This window comes from Hymenobacter sp. HSC-4F20 (genome assembly GCF_019599275.1).
Lineage (GTDB): Bacteria > Bacteroidota > Bacteroidia > Cytophagales > Hymenobacteraceae > Hymenobacter.
In genome coordinates this window covers 926,254-944,369 of record NZ_JAHZTD010000001.1, presented here as the reverse complement: position 1 = coordinate 944,369, position 18,116 = coordinate 926,254, and the positions used below count along the sequence as shown (strand labels likewise).

Annotated in this window: 11 protein-coding genes, 1 CRISPR repeat array and 1 riboswitch; of the genes, 6 read left to right on the top strand and 5 right to left on the bottom strand. The window is 55.1% G+C overall.

Annotated features, from left to right (window positions below):
- The first annotated feature begins 197 nt into the window (after positions 1–197).
- Complete coding sequence (locus K3G63_RS04015; protein ID WP_220612791.1) at positions 198–1,175, top strand: tryptophan 2,3-dioxygenase family protein; 978 nt, start codon at positions 198–200, stop codon at positions 1,173–1,175.
- Between the two features lie 558 nt (positions 1,176–1,733).
- Entirely contained in the window at positions 1,734–2,063 is a 330-nt protein-coding gene (locus K3G63_RS04010; protein ID WP_220612790.1) for a M23 family metallopeptidase, read from the top strand.
- A gap of 85 nt (positions 2,064–2,148) precedes the next feature.
- On the opposite strand, the gene K3G63_RS04005 is transcribed toward K3G63_RS04010, so the two are convergent.
- Positions 2,149–2,706 carry a DUF2911 domain-containing protein gene (locus K3G63_RS04005; RefSeq protein ID WP_259404253.1) on the bottom strand — a complete coding sequence of 186 codons (558 nt, stop codon included), beginning with the start codon at positions 2,704–2,706 and terminating at the stop codon, positions 2,149–2,151.
- A 535-nt stretch (positions 2,707–3,241) separates the two neighbouring features.
- Positions 3,242–4,576 carry an MFS transporter gene (locus tag K3G63_RS04000; RefSeq protein WP_259404252.1) on the bottom strand — a complete coding sequence of 445 codons (1,335 nt, stop codon included), beginning with the start codon at positions 4,574–4,576 and terminating at the stop codon, positions 3,242–3,244.
- 120 nt (positions 4,577–4,696) lie between these two features.
- Positions 4,697–4,894: riboswitch (cobalamin riboswitch) on the top strand.
- A 191-nt stretch (positions 4,895–5,085) separates the two neighbouring features.
- On the opposite strand from K3G63_RS04000, the gene K3G63_RS03995 reads away from it, so the two are divergent.
- The 4 genes from K3G63_RS03995 (at position 5,086) to K3G63_RS03980 (ending at position 8,193) form a co-directional block, all read left to right on the top strand.
- Complete coding sequence (locus tag K3G63_RS03995) at positions 5,086–5,493, top strand: acyl-CoA thioesterase (RefSeq protein WP_220612789.1); 408 nt, start codon at positions 5,086–5,088, stop codon at positions 5,491–5,493.
- 138 nt (positions 5,494–5,631) lie between these two features.
- The gene (locus tag K3G63_RS03990) at positions 5,632–5,949 is read left to right on the top strand and encodes a hypothetical protein (RefSeq protein ID WP_220612788.1); all 318 of its coding nucleotides are present in this window, start codon (positions 5,632–5,634) and stop codon (positions 5,947–5,949) included.
- Positions 5,950–6,099: 150 nt separating this feature from the next.
- Positions 6,100–7,680 (top strand): NAD(P)/FAD-dependent oxidoreductase, encoded by a 1,581-nt coding sequence (locus tag K3G63_RS03985; protein WP_220612787.1) that lies wholly within the window; start codon positions 6,100–6,102, stop codon positions 7,678–7,680.
- A 153-nt stretch (positions 7,681–7,833) separates the two neighbouring features.
- Positions 7,834–8,193 carry a CoA-binding protein gene (locus tag K3G63_RS03980; RefSeq protein ID WP_220612786.1) on the top strand — a complete coding sequence of 120 codons (360 nt, stop codon included), beginning with the start codon at positions 7,834–7,836 and terminating at the stop codon, positions 8,191–8,193.
- Positions 8,194–8,346: 153 nt separating this feature from the next.
- Positions 8,347–16,038: a CRISPR direct-repeat array (repeat unit 29 nt; unit sequence ATTTCAATTCCACACAGTCCGATTGAAGG).
- Between the two features lie 196 nt (positions 16,039–16,234).
- On the opposite strand, the gene cas2 is transcribed toward K3G63_RS03980, so the two are convergent.
- The 3 genes from cas2 to cas4 all read right to left on the bottom strand — a co-directional run bounded on the left by cas2 (position 16,235) and on the right by cas4 (position 18,089).
- Complete coding sequence (gene cas2 / locus K3G63_RS03975) at positions 16,235–16,498, bottom strand: CRISPR-associated endonuclease Cas2 (protein WP_220612785.1); 264 nt, start codon at positions 16,496–16,498, stop codon at positions 16,235–16,237.
- A 1-nt stretch (position 16,499) separates the two neighbouring features.
- A complete protein-coding gene (gene cas1b, locus K3G63_RS03970) occupies positions 16,500–17,507 on the bottom strand; it encodes a type I-B CRISPR-associated endonuclease Cas1b (RefSeq protein ID WP_220612784.1) in 1,008 nt (335 codons plus the stop codon).
- 78 nt (positions 17,508–17,585) lie between these two features.
- The gene (cas4, locus tag K3G63_RS03965) at positions 17,586–18,089 is read right to left on the bottom strand and encodes a CRISPR-associated protein Cas4 (protein ID WP_220612783.1); all 504 of its coding nucleotides are present in this window, start codon (positions 18,087–18,089) and stop codon (positions 17,586–17,588) included.
- Between the last annotated feature and the right edge of the window lie 27 nt (positions 18,090–18,116).

Genomic DNA, 18,116 nt, shown 5'->3' with positions numbered 1-18,116 from the left:
CTCTCAGGCTGAACCCAACCGCAGAATCTCTACGGAAGGTGTAGCGGTAGAAGGGTAGCCAGCGGTAGAGGTCCTGCGCCTGGGCTTAGCAAGACAGTCAGGGGATGCTGTTCAACGCCTCAGGAAACCGGTCACGTCCTTTCTCTCCCCTCCTTTTTCCCATCTTTGCAGCCACTTCCTACCTTCCACCTTCCGCCATGACTTCTCCGGAATCTGACTTTTCGCCGGCTGTGCTGGCTCAGCTCCGCCGCCTGCAGGAGCGCTACGCGGCCGACGACCAGGACCTGGCCGCCTACCTCGAAGGCCTCTACCATACCCGTTACCTCGGCTACTGGGACTACATTCAGCTGGATACGCTGCTAAGCTTGCAGCGCCCGCTCACCACTATTCCCGACGAGAAGATTTTCATCATCTACCACCAGATTACGGAGCTTTACTTCCAGCTCTGCCTCTGCGAGTACGAGCAGCTGGGCAACCTGGCTACCCCCACCGTGGAGGAGGTAGTGCTGCGCGTGGGCCGCATCAACCGCTACTTCGAAAACCTGATCGACTCATTCGATGTGATGGTGGACGGCATGGACAAGCAGCAGTTTCTGGAGTTTCGGATGGCCCTGATGCCGGCCTCGGGTTTCCAGAGCGTGCAGTACCGCATGATTGAGCTGGCCAGCACGGCCCTAAGCAATCTGGTACCCGAGGAGCGCCGCCGCCTGCTGGGCGAAGCTGCCGCCCACGACGAGCTGATGGGCTGCATCTACTGGAAATCGGGCGCTACGGTGGTCGAAACCGGCGCCAAGGCGCTTACGCTCATTGAGTTCGAAAAGAAGTACGCCGACAAGCTGCTGGAACACGCCCGCCACTTTGAGGGCCGCAACGTGTGGGCCGTGGTGCAGCGCCTCCCCCCCGGTCCCGAGGGCCGCGAGAATCCGCGCCTGCTGCGCCAGCTCAAGCAGCTGGACGTGTGCGTGAACGTGAACTGGCCCCTGATGCACTACAAATCGGCGGTGCGCTACCTGGAGCGCCGCCCCGATGCCATTGCGGCCACCGGCGGCACCAACTGGAAGCAATACCTGCCTCCCAAGTTTCAGCGCCGCATCTTCTACCCCCAACTCTGGACCGAGCAGGAGCTAGCCGACTGGGGCAAAGGCTGGGTGGAAAGCGTGCTGGGCGGGGAGTAGGCCGGCTTGCTCTTGCTTACTTGCTGCACCCCGCTGGCCGCCCCCCCCCTTCCGGCTGTTACCCTGAATTCACCGTGCCTATGCGCTTACCTCTGCTTGCACTCTTCAGGGTAGCCTTTTGGGGCGCGGCCCAGGCTCAACAAAAGCCGGTAACCGTTACGGCCACTGATTACCGGGGCTCTGGCGTCATCATAGAAGCGCAGAATACCAGTCCCGTCCGTACACTATTGTCCTGACGTGCGACTTGGTCAATATGCAGCCTACCGCGCCGTTACCAGTGCGCAAAGTGGTTGTGCCTTCCCAGAAGAAAGTGGTGCTGGTTCGGCTCCTTCCTGATGCGGGCCAGCCCTACCGGTACACGTACAATTTTCGGTAGTACTTAGGCAATACCCTGGGCGTTACTCTTACCCCAGACTACAGCTACAATCTTCCTTTCGAAGTTGGGCAAGAACATGCCGTCATCCAAGGCTACAACGGCACGTTTTCCCACGCCAATAAATCGGCAGTTGATTTTGGCATGCCTGAAAACACGGTGGTTTGTGCCGCCCGGGGGGAGTAGTGGCCGAAGTTAAGCAAGACTCTAACCCCGGCTGCCCGCTTAGTACCTGCAAAGAGCAGGGCAATTATATCGTCATCTTTCACGAAGACGGCACCTATGCTACCTATGTACATTTCCGCCACGAGGGTAGCCTCGTACAGCCCGGGCAAACCGTAACAAAAGGCCAACCCATTGGCTACAGCGGAAATACGGGCTGGTCCTCAGGTCCGCACCTGCATTTTGAAGTAGACACGCCCGGCGAGCCTGATAAAGCTACAGTGCCTGTGAAGTTCAGTGCTGGTGGCGAGGTAGTAGATCAGCTCCTACAGGGGCAGCGCTACACTTGGTAAATCAACCAACTCCCCAAACAGAGGCCCCTGCTTTTCTATATAGATAAGCAGGGGCCTCTGTTTGGGCGTAGCTATGGAATGACGTTTACTTTACTTGAAAGCTGACCTGGGTATCTTCCCAACCGAGCGTCACTTGGCCGCCTTTGTCAGCCGTGATGCGGAACTGCTCCAGGGTGTGGGGCGTGGCTGCCGGGGTAGCCTTCACGCGCAGCACATCGTCGGCAGGCTGATACTCGTAGGCGCCCCACTGGTTGGGGTTGCGGTTAAAGATGATGGTCCACTCCTTCTGGTTGGGAATGGTGAACAGGGCATATTTACCTGCGGGCAAGGGCTGCCCCTGCACGGTCACGTCCTGGTTTACGCTGAAGGTAGTAGCCTCATTGGCTCCTGTGCGCCAGACCTGACCGTAAGGAACCAGCCCCCCGAAAATTTTGCGCTCCTTGGCCGAGGGCTGGCTGTAGTGAATCGTGAACGTGGCCCTACCGGCCCCGCCAGTAACGACGGCCGGCGGACTGGGCCGGCCAGGTTTCTCCTCGGGGTCTTTCTTGGGGGAGCAGGCGGCAGCCGCTGCCAGCAGCAGCAACGTCAGCAGGGAGTACCACCGCGCGGGCGGATGAGGGCAGGGCATAGAAGAAGGGAACATACGCGGAAAGGCGGGCGGAGAAAGGCTCCGGCAGGCCGGAAAAGGCCCATCAGGATGCTATAGCAAGAATTATACCTTAACTGACTGGCGTTGGTTACCAGCCGACCTGGCGACGCAAAACTCTGGGGTGCGCAAGTAGCTACTCGGCATGCTTCCTCTTTGAAGCTAAATTTATTTCCCTGCTCCGCTGCGCACTGCTCTTGCCCGCCTCCTGCCCGCCCCGGCTGGTTACCTGGGCAGCGCCACACCCGCCACCGGCTCCAACCCTGCTCAATGCGAAAACCGGTCCCTGCAGTACTCCCGTAGAAGCACCCTTACCGGACAGATTGACAATAGCCGCGGCTAGGTTAAACTACTGGACGCGCGGCGTCAGAGCAACTGCCTCTCTGCCTTGCCCCGCTGGTACAGTGTCAGGGCTGGGGCTGCCCGCAGGTGACGACGCATTACCACGGTACCTACAGCTTCGCGGTTACCCCGGCCGGAAAATACGCGGTAGGCACACTTAAAGCTGATACTGCCCAACTCACCTACACACTCACGATTCAGCAGCTAGCCGTTCCTCCTCTTCCAAGCGCAGCCGGGAGGTAGCGCGGGTATCGGGAGTGCGCAGGTACACCACCAGGGAAAAGGCCGCACAGGCGGTTACGTACCAGTAAAACCAGGTTTCCACGCCGTAGTCTTTGGCCAGCAGGGCAACGTATTCTGCCGAGCCCCCGAAGATGGCCACCGTAAGGGCGTACGGCAGCCCCACCCCCAGCGCCCGGATTTCCGTCGGGAACAGTTCGGCTTTTACTACTGCATTGATGGAAGTGTAGCCGCTCACAACTACCAGCGCCAGCAGCAGCAGCCCGAAGGCTACCCCCGGGCTAGCCGCCTGGCCTAGGGCCGTAAGCAAGGGCACGGTGCCCAGGGTAGCGCCTATCCCGAAGAACACCAGCACCGGCCGGCGCCCCACTCGGTCGGAAATAGCGCCCATCAGGGGTTGCAGCAGCATGGCCACGCCCAGGGCTCCAAAGGAAACCAGGGTAGCCTGGTCCTTGGTAAAGCCGGCGGTGTTCACCAGAAACTTCTGCACGTAGGTAGTAAAGGTGTAAAACACCACGGTGCCGCCTAAGGTGAGGCCGACTACTGTCAGTACTTCGCGCGGGTGCTGGAGCAGAAGGCGTAGTTGGTCGAACTTCTGCGCGGGGGTAGCGGCGGCAGTTTGGCGGGTAAAGGCATCGGTTTCTTCCATGCTCCGGCGCAGGTACAAGGCCACCAGGGCCGCAGCGGCCCCAATGCCGAAGGGCACGCGCCAGCCCCAGGCGTACAGCTCCTCCGTGGTAAGGGCCTGCTGCAAGCCCAGCTGCACCAGCAAGGCCAGCAACTGCCCGGCTATAAGCGTTACGTACTGAAAGCTGGAGAAAAAGCCCCGGTTGCGCTGGTCGGCCATTTCGCTGAGGTAGGTGGCCGAGGTGCCGTACTCACCGCCCACGCTCAGGCCCTGGAGTAGGCGCGCTACCACCAGCAACACCGGCGCCGCTACCCCAATCTGCTGGTACGAAGGCGTGAGAGCAATGAGCAGGGACCCGCCGCACATAAGCAGCACCGAGGCCAGCAGGGCCGCTTTGCGCCCGGCGCGGTCGGCGTACACACCCATCAGCCACCCTCCCAGGGGCCGCATCAGAAAGCCCACCGCAAAAATGGCCGCCGAGTTCAGCAACTGGGCCGTAAGGTCGCCCTTGGGGAAGAAAGCCGGCGCGAAATACAAGGCAAAGGCCGAGTACACGTACCAATCGTACCACTCTACCAGGTTGCCCACCGACCCACTGAAGATCGAACGGATGCGCGAGGCCATGGTACGCGGTGCAGGAGGTAGGGAGTGCGGCATAAGCACGGGGTAGCAGGAAAGGAAAAGGCCCGAAAATAGAACAACTCAGGGAAGCAACCGGCTGTATACGCCGCTTCGGCAGCTTCTGCTACCTTTGGCCCCTTGTTCTTTGACTGTTGTTCAGTCAGCCGAGCGGCAGGTTGCCGGCCCCGGGCCGGCATGAAAAGGGAACCGGGTGCAATTCCCGGACAGACGCGCTACTGTAAGTATCAGCCCTCAAGGGCAAGTGCTTCCCCGCGTAGCCCATTACCCGGCAGGGTGAGAAGGGCGGGACGCATGATACAAGTCAGGAGACCTGCCCGCCGCTTTTGTTGAGAAGGCTCCTTCGCGACCAGAGGGCCTTGTCGGGTGCTGCTACGGGTGGGCTTCGGCTTCACCGGCCGGGTTTCAGATGCCGGCCGGGCAGCGGGAGTGCGTGCGTAGTGGGGCTCCGGGAAGGTAGCTACGCAAAACAGGAGCCGTGAGCGGCAGCAGAGGCAGAAACCTCATTTTCTCACTTTTCCTACCCTATGCTGACGCTGGAAGAAAAAATTAGCCGCGCTGAAACGCGCATTTTCAAAGCCGTTTTCCCCAACACCACCAACCACTACGACACCCTGTTCGGGGGCACTACCCTGCATATGATGGACGAGGTAGCCTTTATTACTGCCACCCGGTTCAGTCGCCTGAAAATGGTCACGGTATCCTCCGATAAGGTCGATTTCACCCACCCCATCCCCGGCGGCACGCTGGTAGAGTTGATTGGCCGCGTGGAGCACGTAGGCAACACCAGCCTGAAAGTGCGCGTGGAGCTGTTCGTGGAGCAGATGTACTCCGAGGACCGCCACCGGGCAGTATCCGGGCTATTTACCTTCGTGGCAATTGATGAGCACAAGCGGCCGGTGCGTATCTTGGGGCCTGATACTGCCACGACATAGCGGCCACCCTATTTTTTTGCAGTAGCAACCACCTCAGTGCGTACGGGTTATTTGCCCCGGCAAGGCTTTTTATAGACTCGCCCGAACCTTATCCGCCTGTTTCAAGGTTACACTAGCCAGTCCCTCCGTCGTATAGATATGGCAACCGACCCGCACTATACTCCTGAAATGAATGCCCGCCTGGAACAGTCGTTTCGGGAAGCGGACCTCGCCCGCGAAGAATTAACTGACTCTATGGCAAATTCTGTGGCCGCTAACTGCGACCTACTCCACCACGGCCTGGTAAGCGCCAAGGGTTTGGAAGTCACGACGGAAATGTACCGTCACTTGCTGGGGCAGTTGCTCCGCCATCCGTCGGGCGAGGTGCGCACGCAGGCCCTTACCCTGTTCAACGAGTCGATGGAAAAGTTCTGGCCTCGTTTGCAGAACTACCCGCCCCCATCTGGCGGCGAATAAGCCCTGCGTTGCTGTGCACTGATTTGCGGCGTCTGGTTTCAGAAGTTCTTTTCCGGGCTTCATGAAGCCAGACGCTGTTTTTGGCTGCGTATCTTTGCGGCCCCGAAACCTGGTTACCGGTTCAAAGGCTAACTCCCTTTCACCTCTCTCATGTCTTCTCAGAAACAAGAAATTGAGCTACTGCTCCCGCCGGAGGTAGCCTACGACGAGCTGGCCCGCTACCGCGCCCTGCTCGATGCCGCGGGCCTCGTGCCCGGTCAGGCCGATTTTGTGCACCTGCGCAAGCGCTCCATCGACGCGCGCGGCCGCCAGCCCCTGGTGCGCCTGCGGGCCGACATTTACCAGACGCCGCCCCCCACCGACCTGTTTGGCCCCTGGTTCCACTACCCCGATGTCAGCCGGGCCCGCCGCTCGGTGCTCATCGTGGGGGCGGGCCCGGCCGGGCTGTTTGCGGCGTTGCGGGCCATTGAGCTGGGAATAAAACCCATTGTGGTAGAACGCGGCAAAGACGTGCGCACTCGCCGCCGCGACCTGGCGGCCCTCAACAAGGAGCACGTAGTAAACCCCGATTCCAACTACTGCTTTGGCGAAGGCGGAGCCGGCACCTACTCCGACGGCAAGCTCTACACCCGCTCTACCAAGCGCGGCGACATTCAGCGCGTCCTGCGCCTGCTGGTGCAGCACGGTGCTACCCCCGATATTCTGGTGGATGCTCACCCCCACATCGGAACCAACAAGCTGCCCTACGTGGTGGCGGCCCTGCGCGAGAGTGTGCGCCAGGCCGGCGGCGAAGTGCGCTTCGATACCCGCGTAGATGACCTCATCCTCGAAGATAACCGCCTGCGCGGGGTAGTAACCGCCACCGGTGAAGCCCTGGAAGCCGACGCCGTGATTCTGGCTACCGGTCACTCCGCCCGCGACATCTACGAGTTGCTGCACCGCCGCGGCGTGCTCATCGAGGCCAAGCCCTTTGCCTTGGGCGTACGCGTAGAGCACCCGCAAGCCCTCATCGACCAGGCCCAGTACCGCCGCCAGGACCGGGGCGTGCTACCGGCGGCTTCGTACTCGCTGGTGCACCAGACGCAGTGGAAAAACCAGCAGCGCGGCGTTTTCTCGTTCTGCATGTGCCCCGGCGGCTTTATCGTGCCGGCGGCTACCTCGCCCGGCGAGGTAGTAGTGAACGGCATGAGCCCCAGCCGGCGCGACTCGCGCTTTGCCAACTCGGGCATTGTGGCAGCCGTGGAGCTGGAAGACATGGACGTGCGCCAGCACGGTGCCCTGGCGGGCCTGCGGTTTCAGCAGGAAATTGAGCAGCGGGCCTGCCGCCTGGCCGGTAATACCCAGCTGGCCCCCGCCCAGCGCCTCGGCGACTTCCTGAAAAGCAAAGTGTCGCCGCAGCTGCTGGAAACCAGCTACCAGCCCGGCTTGGTGTCGGTGCCGATGGACCAAGTGCTGGGGCCAGCCCTGGCCGAACGTCTGCGCCAGGGCTTCCAGAACTTCGGCCGCAAGATTCCGGGCTACGCCACCAACCTGGCCCAGATTGTGGGAGTAGAAAGCCGCACCTCCTCACCCGTGCGCATCCCCCGCGACCGGGCCACGCTGCAGCACCCGGAGGTGCAGGGCTTGTTTCCGTGCGGCGAAGGGGCAGGCTACGCCGGCGGCATCGTGTCGGCGGCCATGGATGGAGAACGGTGCGCGGAAGCGGCGTTTGCAGCCATCGGCACGAAATAATCGTTATAAGGAGAAATTAACCCTCTGTCATCCGGAGCGCGAGTATAGGACCTTTCCCGGGGGTAGCTTCCACTCCCCCAACTACCCAAGCAAAGCGGTAGAGGATGGGGTTCTTCGCTCCTGCTCCCGCATGACACCTTTTCTTTCCCTCGTATGAAAAAGACCCTTGTGTTGGGGGCTACTGATAACCCCTCCCGCTACGCCTACCGCGCGGTGCATCAGCTTAAAAGTCACGGCCACGAGGTAGTGCCCGTGGGTATCCGCAACGGCCAGGTGGCCGGCCTCGATATTCGCACCGACCGGCCCACGGCCGAGGGCATTGACACGGTAACACTGTACGTTGGTCCCCAGAACCAGCCCGGCTGGTACGACTACATCCTCGACCTGAACCCCAAGCGCATCATCTTCAACCCCGGCACCGAAAACCCGGAACTGGAGGAACTGGCTCAGCAGCGCGGCATCCGCACCGAGGAAGCCTGCACCCTGGTCATGCTGTCGGTCGGTAATTATTAAAATTCTGTTGTCTAGCCACCTATTCTTTCCTACTCGGCAACCACACTGTTCTCCTTCCCTAGCTACGTGTGGTAGGCGGTAGGTAAGAGTGGCTCTTGCCTGTTCACCGCATGAAGGCTGATAGGTGGCGTCAACAAACTCCACATCTTCCATATTTCAATTCCACACAGTCCGATTGAAGGCGTGCGATTTTTTCTTCTACGAACTGATTTACCGCCATTTCAATTCCACACAGTCCGATTGAAGGCTTTTACCTATCACTGAAGGATTATGGCAGAATACCATTTCAATTCCACACAGTCCGATTGAAGGCTCCCTCCCGTACCCGAATGTTGACCAAGCGGCTTAATTTCAATTCCACACAGTCCGATTGAAGGTCTGCCCGCCTTGCTATGCCGTAGGGTCTGTGAGGTATTTCAATTCCACACAGTCCGATTGAAGGTCAACCTCTGGGAAGAAATCATGAAGGATTCTACCTATTTCAATTCCACACAGTCCGATTGAAGGGGCGCTGCTGCTCCAGGCCAACGGCAAGCCCCTGATATTTCAATTCCACACAGTCCGATTGAAGGCCTGCGGAAGTTCCTCTCTGGAGAGTTGACCAAGAAATTTCAATTCCACACAGTCCGATTGAAGGACCATCAGCGGGAACATTCCCATGCTGGTCTTGTGCATTTCAATTCCACACAGTCCGATTGAAGGACTATCACTCAGGCCGGGGGAAGTACCTACTCCCAATTTCAATTCCACACAGTCCGATTGAAGGAAAGCAAGAGGTTTGCGGCTGACCAACTACCCCCCAATTTCAATTCCACACAGTCCGATTGAAGGCTTTTGGCGCTCCTTGCGCTTGTCCACGCGAGGAGCTATTTCAATTCCACACAGTCCGATTGAAGGTCCGAATCTTCGCCCGATACCTCCAGGTACACATCAGATTTCAATTCCACACAGTCCGATTGAAGGCAAAATACTGCGGGTCCTTGCTCGCCCCGTTACCGAATTTCAATTCCACACAGTCCGATTGAAGGCAGGGTAAGAGCAGGGATATAGACCCCCTCGGTAACATTTCAATTCCACACAGTCCGATTGAAGGTTGCCGGGAAGGTAGTCTCTAACCCCATCGTTTCATTTCAATTCCACACAGTCCGATTGAAGGGATGTTTCGCCGAGAGCGAGAGTAGTAAACATGGACATTTCAATTCCACACAGTCCGATTGAAGGTAGCGGAGTATCCTGTCTGCAAACCGCTGGAGATAATTTCAATTCCACACAGTCCGATTGAAGGAAAGCTGAGCGACTACTTAAACCTGAAAACAGAGACATTTCAATTCCACACAGTCCGATTGAAGGCTAGCGCGAGACATTATGCTGTACGCAGCTGCTCAATTTCAATTCCACACAGTCCGATTGAAGGCATAGTCGGCTACCTCGTAGATATGCACGGAGGTAAAATTTCAATTCCACACAGTCCGATTGAAGGCCAAAATACTGCGGGTCCTTGCTCGCCCCGTTACCGAATTTCAATTCCACACAGTCCGATTGAAGGTAGCAAGGCGGGCAGAACAGCCGGGAGGATGAGTAGAATTTCAATTCCACACAGTCCGATTGAAGGCGGCCGTCCGGATAGCCGATTCGGTTATCTCCTGAAATTTCAATTCCACACAGTCCGATTGAAGGTCGTGGAAATCAAAATTAAGAGGGTCCCGCTCAGCTATTTCAATTCCACACAGTCCGATTGAAGGTCCGGAGTGCCCTGCTGCTCGCGCCCACTCCGGAAGCTATTTCAATTCCACACAGTCCGATTGAAGGGCCACGATTGAGGCTAAGCGTGCCCTCGACTACCTATTTCAATTCCACACAGTCCGATTGAAGGTAATGCTCCCGTAAGGGTCGGCCCCGCTCCCGTACCATTTCAATTCCACACAGTCCGATTGAAGGCTTCCCTCAAGCCTCACCAGGTAGATTCGGTGGTGTATTTCAATTCCACACAGTCCGATTGAAGGGGGCTGACGCGTCTGTTCAATGATGCCAAGATTAGCGATTTCAATTCCACACAGTCCGATTGAAGGCCAGCAGCAGAAAAACAAGGAGCTAGCCGGAGACCGAATTTCAATTCCACACAGTCCGATTGAAGGCCGCACGGCGCCCTCGGCGGTGGTCAGGCTGGTAACATTTCAATTCCACACAGTCCGATTGAAGGGTAGAGCTCGTACACGTCCTTGATCGAGTCCAGGTAATTTCAATTCCACACAGTCCGATTGAAGGAGGTTTTGGCCTGGCCGTGCATGAGCTGGCTGGGTAATTTCAATTCCACACAGTCCGATTGAAGGGAAAGCGTCCGATGTAGCCGAGGAAGCCGAAAAAAAATTTCAATTCCACACAGTCCGATTGAAGGTTTCCAGCTCGTACGTTTTCTCCCAGCTCAGAATGTATTTCAATTCCACACAGTCCGATTGAAGGTTCCTGTACAAGGCTGGATCGCTTGCCACCTCAATCATTTCAATTCCACACAGTCCGATTGAAGGCCCCATGCCCGCAGCCACCATGGCCCGGTACGCCGAATTTCAATTCCACACAGTCCGATTGAAGGCTGAACTCTCCGAGCTTGCTTTCCAGATCGTTCCAGATTTCAATTCCACACAGTCCGATTGAAGGGGCGAAGCGTGCCCCAATCACGGTAGCCACGGCATCATTTCAATTCCACACAGTCCGATTGAAGGGGCGATAATCCGCCATTTGATGTGCGTGCGCAAACCATTTCAATTCCACACAGTCCGATTGAAGGGGCCTTCTCCATCGGCTGCGGCCTCGGTTATAATACATTTCAATTCCACACAGTCCGATTGAAGGTTTGTTACATGGCTAAAAGCCGTAAATCGCCCATCAAATTTCAATTCCACACAGTCCGATTGAAGGAGGTCCAGGATATTAAAGTCATGCTCTTCGGCGGTATTTCAATTCCACACAGTCCGATTGAAGGCCAGCGGCAGCCCGACCCACTGTACGCCTTGAGCCTATTTCAATTCCACACAGTCCGATTGAAGGTTTTCGGTCGCGCAAGCTCTGTTGCTGACCGCCCTATTTCAATTCCACACAGTCCGATTGAAGGTGGACACCCTGGAGTACCTGCTGGAGTGCTCCAGCCATTTCAATTCCACACAGTCCGATTGAAGGACAATTACGCAAGCTAAAAAAGAAAAATGCTCGTGAAATTTCAATTCCACACAGTCCGATTGAAGGATTTCTACAAGCCCGCCCCGGCCACCGTGCAGCGCTATTTCAATTCCACACAGTCCGATTGAAGGTCGGGCTATCCTGCAGCGTGCTCAGCACGGCATGCTATTTCAATTCCACACAGTCCGATTGAAGGCAGCTAGGGGCAGGCGGCTACCGGCCGCCAATACCAATTTCAATTCCACACAGTCCGATTGAAGGAAAGCGACGAAACGATTTACACCCCCTTCGGCCTGATTTCAATTCCACACAGTCCGATTGAAGGGAGAATAGCTTGGTAGGCGGGCAGCAGCAGGCCGATTTCAATTCCACACAGTCCGATTGAAGGATAGCGGCTTGAGCCGCCAGCGTGCGCGGGTCAACTATTTCAATTCCACACAGTCCGATTGAAGGCCTAGTACTATAAAAAAAGCCCCGGCCAGTAGGTCATTTCAATTCCACACAGTCCGATTGAAGGTCGGGGCGGGGAATGATCGGAATGTTGCGGAATTTATTTCAATTCCACACAGTCCGATTGAAGGCCGTTTCTTCGACAAGTTCTTTGTGGCCGAGTTCGATTTCAATTCCACACAGTCCGATTGAAGGCTGAGGTGAAGACGTGGCACTGCGACTGGAAAGCCCTATTTCAATTCCACACAGTCCGATTGAAGGTGCCTTTTTCGAGTAAAACTCAGAGGCTTTAAAATATTTCAATTCCACACAGTCCGATTGAAGGTCGTAGAGATTAACCATACTAAATATTTGATTTTTATTTCAATTCCACACAGTCCGATTGAAGGCCGGCCCCGGTGCTTGATGCCGTAGTCAGGCAGAATCATTTCAATTCCACACAGTCCGATTGAAGGGCAAGAACGCCGAGCCTCGCCGCTGGGTGACTACGAATTTCAATTCCACACAGTCCGATTGAAGGGTTGGCGTCGCGCACGCTTAGGCGGTAGCTACCCGCATTTCAATTCCACACAGTCCGATTGAAGGCAGCAGCAGAAGTACGTGACCATATCTGGAGCTACATTTCAATTCCACACAGTCCGATTGAAGGTGCTGGATTCAGGATGTGACAATAGTAGAGCTGATTATTTCAATTCCACACAGTCCGATTGAAGGGCGGCCTCGGCCATTGCCAACCGCAAAGTAGCCCTATTTCAATTCCACACAGTCCGATTGAAGGCGTTCGGCAGCATCATTATCCAGCGCTTCGAGCGCATTTCAATTCCACACAGTCCGATTGAAGGACGTGTTTACGTTGGTCGTAAACGAGTTGGTGGCCAAATTTCAATTCCACACAGTCCGATTGAAGGAGGAATTTGCTTCTATTGTTTCGGAAGTGAAGCTGATTTCAATTCCACACAGTCCGATTGAAGGCTGATGGCCGATCCCAATCAGAAAATCTTCCTGATTATTTCAATTCCACACAGTCCGATTGAAGGTCACCTTCAGGTCGGTGTGGTAGTCGCCGGCCCGCTATTTCAATTCCACACAGTCCGATTGAAGGCATCACCTCGTTCGTGCGCCGGGAAAAGCAGGTGCTATTTCAATTCCACACAGTCCGATTGAAGGAGAATAAGCCCATTACCAGCGGCACAGGGCAGAACGATTTCAATTCCACACAGTCCGATTGAAGGTCGGCACGGGTGTTTTTTGAGAAACCGGAGCACCTATTTCAATTCCACACAGTCCGATTGAAGGCCCTTGTCACCTACCTCACTCAAACGGCGGAAGGGATTTCAATTCCACACAGTCCGATTGAAGGCCTGGTGCAACTGCATTCGGAATTTTTCGTATGTTTATTTCAATTCCACACAGTCCGATTGAAGGGTTATTGCTGGCGCTGTTGCTGCTGGTGCTTATTTCATTTCAATTCCACACAGTCCGATTGAAGGTCTAATCGCGGTGGTCGTTCCGAAGCGGCTAGCGGAATTTCAATTCCACACAGTCCGATTGAAGGGCTTCGGCTGCAAGCATGGTATTATCCACGGCTACCATTTCAATTCCACACAGTCCGATTGAAGGCCCTCATGGGTGACGCGGAAATCGCTTTCGCTAAGCTATTTCAATTCCACACAGTCCGATTGAAGGGAAATAGTTACCGGCTCATACAGGAACACGGACGAATTTCAATTCCACACAGTCCGATTGAAGGGCACGGACAAGTCGCCCCCGGCCGCTAAGGATACCATTTCAATTCCACACAGTCCGATTGAAGGATGCTTGGTAGCCACGGGCAATCAACTCCTCCTTCAATTTCAATTCCACACAGTCCGATTGAAGGTCGGTGACGCTGGGTACCAACTCAATTTCGTAGGGCTATTTCAATTCCACACAGTCCGATTGAAGGGAATACCCGTTCCGCGCGCTGCTCCAGCGGCCCGACATTTCAATTCCACACAGTCCGATTGAAGGAGTGCTGCTTCGGGGACAACTCAGCCTGCTCATAGAATTTCAATTCCACACAGTCCGATTGAAGGACCGTGGTATGCAGGCTGCCTTGCCCGTTCAGCAGTGATTTCAATTCCACACAGTCCGATTGAAGGCTTTGCCCTCGTGCAGCACCGTCCCCTCGAAGCCGGATTTCAATTCCACACAGTCCGATTGAAGGGAGGTGAAGTATCGCAGTGATATTGAGCAGCTCAACCATTTCAATTCCACACAGTCCGATTGAAGGCGCGGCCGTGGAGCTGGACAGGAACAAGGCCACCGTATTTCAATTCCACACAGTCCGATTGAAGGCGGGCCGCTCTCAACTCTACCTGCGCGACGTGAACGTATTTCAATTCCACACAGTCCGATTGAAGGCTTGCCGGATTACGCCATAGATATGATCTTTATCCCAATTTCAATTCCACACAGTCCGATTGAAGGTTTACGGGCACATCACCGTGTGGATAGATACAAACATTTCAATTCCACACAGTCCGATTGAAGGGCTCTATTTTGGAAAATAGTTTGACATAGATTTTAATTTCAATTCCACACAGTCCGATTGAAGGTCCACCAACCAGGTGTGCAAACGACACCGCCCTGAAATTTCAATTCCACACAGTCCGATTGAAGGGGGAATATCTGCTAGCCCGCATCGGCGAGGAGGCGCTATTTCAATTCCACACAGTCCGATTGAAGGCAGGAGGCCGTGGGTCCCCTGGCTCAGGTGCTCGTAATTTCAATTCCACACAGTCCGATTGAAGGCCGGGTGAACAGCAACCGCACCTACTCCGTGAGCTATTTCAATTCCACACAGTCCGATTGAAGGCTCGTCGAACAAGTCCGGGTGCCAGCTTTCTTCTAATTTCAATTCCACACAGTCCGATTGAAGGACGGCTTACCTGGTCGGACCGCTGAAATAGGTCGGCATTTCAATTCCACACAGTCCGATTGAAGGTTACTGCTTCCCTATAGGTTGTTCTTTCCCTCTTACATTTCAATTCCACACAGTCCGATTGAAGGATGGGCAACTATTCATTCGCTACCTGGTAAACATTTCAATTCCACACAGTCCGATTGAAGGCCGGGGCCTGAGCAGCCAACGCTTCTTCCAGCGTAATTTCAATTCCACACAGTCCGATTGAAGGACTATTGAACAACTCCCTGCTGCTGGCCGGGGAGCAGATTTCAATTCCACACAGTCCGATTGAAGGTCTGATTCAGCAGGGAGAGGAACCGAGCAACTAACAAATTTCAATTCCACACAGTCCGATTGAAGGCCGCCTGCCCACCGACGAGCGGGCAGCCTACTCCCTATTTCAATTCCACACAGTCCGATTGAAGGGCTTTATTCCTGCCGAGCCCGACGTGCGCATTACCTATTTCAATTCCACACAGTCCGATTGAAGGGTGCTGTTTTGCGGCCGCGAGGGCTGCACGTAGCTGTATTTCAATTCCACACAGTCCGATTGAAGGCACGGCCCCGAAGCCTTGGAGACTCACGCCCCCGCCATTTCAATTCCACACAGTCCGATTGAAGGGGGCCGCTGGTCGCCACTATAGCGATTACGGTAGATGATTTCAATTCCACACAGTCCGATTGAAGGCAGCGCGTTGCTGCAATGCACGACCACGCCAGGCGGATTTCAATTCCACACAGTCCGATTGAAGGGGGTTCAGGTTGTTGAGAATCGTTCGGGCATACTCATTTCAATTCCACACAGTCCGATTGAAGGCTTATAGCGAGAGGTAGATTTTTTGCCGCCAATGAAATTTCAATTCCACACAGTCCGATTGAAGGATAGTGTTGTCGTGTTGGCCCCCGCTGAGTATTACGATTTCAATTCCACACAGTCCGATTGAAGGTTATTGAGCAGGCTCAGAATCTGCTCCTTTTGGGCTATTTCAATTCCACACAGTCCGATTGAAGGGTTTTTAGGCAACATTTTGCGCTGCAAATGGAAATTAATTTCAATTCCACACAGTCCGATTGAAGGTGCTGTCTTAGGTTTGCAGAGCCAACTAGTACGAAAATTTCAATTCCACACAGTCCGATTGAAGGCGGAAGGTGGCCGGGTTGTATACGCCAGGCATGGTCATTTCAATTCCACACAGTCCGATTGAAGGTGTCACCATCCGAAAAGGCCCGCAGCAGAATGTTCGCATTTCAATTCCACACAGTCCGATTGAAGGTCGTCACGAAAAGGCCGCTACTGAAGCCTGAAGCTACACTTTTGCCAGTAATCTTGCATAGAAAAGTCGTCGAATGGCAATACCAGGATTTTACTGGGGCAGCGACGACCTTTGACGGTCAGGCAGTTAGCTTTTTAACAGACTCTATAAGCACCCAACCCACAGGACATGCTACCTGACCGACGACGGCACGTCTTCACAGAAAGGTATCCAGACGATTACGCTCCTGACCCACTACCTGTTTCTCCAGCCACTGCTGGCTACGGCTCTTAAAGATTAACACGCTGTCCTCATCAGTATCCAGGAAGTCATGCGCTTTGGCGAGCAACTCTTTTAGCTTAACCTCCGAAATCTCGCCTTCGAAAACTGAATTCTGAATCCAGTTCAGGTAGCGGCGGCAGAGCTTAAGCATCTTACCTACCCGCTTCTCCCGAATATCATACACCAATAGTACGTACATCTTACCACCAAGCTTTAAAGGGTTTGTATTCCTCCATCTGCATCAGGTGTTTGGTCAGCTTGTAGCATTCAAGCTTGATCAGGTGCTGGTAGCTGACGCTACGCTTGAGGCTGCGGTGCTGAATCGTTTCCTTCAAGCGCTCCTCAAACACGCGTACCACCGTTTTCCTACCTGCTTCCTTGAGCACGCAGCGACCTAAATCCTGCATAAAATCCTTTGGTTGAATTTCCTTCTTATTGAGCACCCGAAAAATTAGGCGGTCCACCAACAGGGGTTTAAAGATTTCGGCCAGGTCCAAGGCCAAGGAGAAACGGCGGGTGCCGGGCTCGTGCAGAAAGCTGATGGTGGGGTTGAGCTGGGTATGATAAATCTGCGAGAGGCAGGCCGAATAGCAGAGCATGTTGCCAAACGACATGAGCGCATTCAGCTCGTTTTGTGGGGGTTGGGTGGTGCGGGTCCCGAAGGCGTAATCGGTGGGCACGAGACGGTCAAAGGCGCCGTAGTAGGTCTGGCGGATGTTGCCTTCCAGGCCCATCAGCTCATCCACGGCCGTGGCGAAGGGCAGCGCCGCTACGTAGCCTTCAATCTGGCCTATCTCCTGCCCTACCTCCCGGCCACGGCCCTGGTAATAGCGCAGGTTCTTGAGCAGATTGAACGCCGAGCCTTCCACAAACTTGCGGGCCAGGGTAATGCGCTTGGCTTTGGAGGTGTAGTGTTGGGTCTGCTGCACCTGCAGCTTGCCCGCCAGCAGATACTCTTTAGCCATAAACGAGCCGGTGTAGTGCTCGTAGTAATCGAAAAAGTGCACCGAAATGCCGCTCTTCCCCAGAAAGTTATAGAGTGATGAGTTCGCATCGAGCGAACCGAACACATACAGGTCGGATACGTCTTCCACCGGCAGGTATTTCACCTGCCCTGGCAGCCCCTGCTCATCATAGGCAGTGTATTGCAGCGTATTATCCTTGCGGGCCAGCCGGCCAGGGTTGAATAAGTAATAGGTCTTTCGCATGAGATTTTGGGCTTAGAAATACTTATCGGGCTTGGTAGGTTAAACCGCTAGTTCGATTACATCAACGTCGCGTCTGCTTTACTCGCCCACGTAGCAGAACTCATAATAGCTACATTGCCTGCAGAGAGGTTTGTTAATGACAGGTGGGCACTCGGGTTTAGTGACGATAAGCTCAATAGCAGATTCCCACTCCGGAATGGCGGCCCGCTCGACGTCCGTGAGCGTTACCGCGTGCGTCTGGCGGCTCTTTGGATATTCCAGAACGCCGGTAGGCCCTTCTATCCCGTGCCGCTCCAGCACATAGAGGTAGTAGTGCAGCTGCGCGACGCTGGCGTGCTCTAACTTATCGGAACGCTTAATTTCGTGGATTACCCGGTCCTGCGGATCATAGAAATCTATCTTAATGCCCGCAATCTGCACTTCTCGGAAGCGGGCTGCCCGTTGCGGATACGCCGTCTGGTGTAGCAGCGTACCATCGGCCACGTTGGCGTGCGTGTGCTGAAAGCTGATGCCATTGTGAAACAGCCACAGCTTGCGGTGGCAGATATGGTAGTAATTGATATGCTTGCCGGTGATGTGCATAACGCTAGCGCATGAGTTAAAAACAGG

Excerpts from the sequence above, each read along its gene's own strand:
- K3G63_RS04015 (WP_220612791.1), top strand. The coding sequence starts at position 198 with ATGACTTCTCCGGAATCTGACTTTTCGCCGGCTGTGCTGGCTCAGCTC.
- K3G63_RS04005 (WP_259404253.1), bottom strand. The coding sequence starts at position 2,706 with ATGTTCCCTTCTTCTATGCCCTGCCCTCATCCGCCCGCGCGGTGGTAC.
- K3G63_RS04000 (WP_259404252.1), bottom strand. The coding sequence starts at position 4,576 with ATGCCGCACTCCCTACCTCCTGCACCGCGTACCATGGCCTCGCGCATC.
- K3G63_RS03995 (WP_220612789.1), top strand. The coding sequence starts at position 5,086 with ATGCTGACGCTGGAAGAAAAAATTAGCCGCGCTGAAACGCGCATTTTC.
- K3G63_RS03990 (WP_220612788.1), top strand. The coding sequence starts at position 5,632 with ATGGCAACCGACCCGCACTATACTCCTGAAATGAATGCCCGCCTGGAA.
- K3G63_RS03985 (WP_220612787.1), top strand. The coding sequence starts at position 6,100 with ATGTCTTCTCAGAAACAAGAAATTGAGCTACTGCTCCCGCCGGAGGTA.
- K3G63_RS03980 (WP_220612786.1), top strand. The coding sequence starts at position 7,834 with ATGAAAAAGACCCTTGTGTTGGGGGCTACTGATAACCCCTCCCGCTAC.
- cas2 (WP_220612785.1), bottom strand. The coding sequence starts at position 16,498 with ATGTACGTACTATTGGTGTATGATATTCGGGAGAAGCGGGTAGGTAAG.
- cas1b (WP_220612784.1), bottom strand. The coding sequence starts at position 17,507 with ATGCGAAAGACCTATTACTTATTCAACCCTGGCCGGCTGGCCCGCAAG.
- cas4 (WP_220612783.1), bottom strand. The coding sequence starts at position 18,089 with ATGCACATCACCGGCAAGCATATCAATTACTACCATATCTGCCACCGC.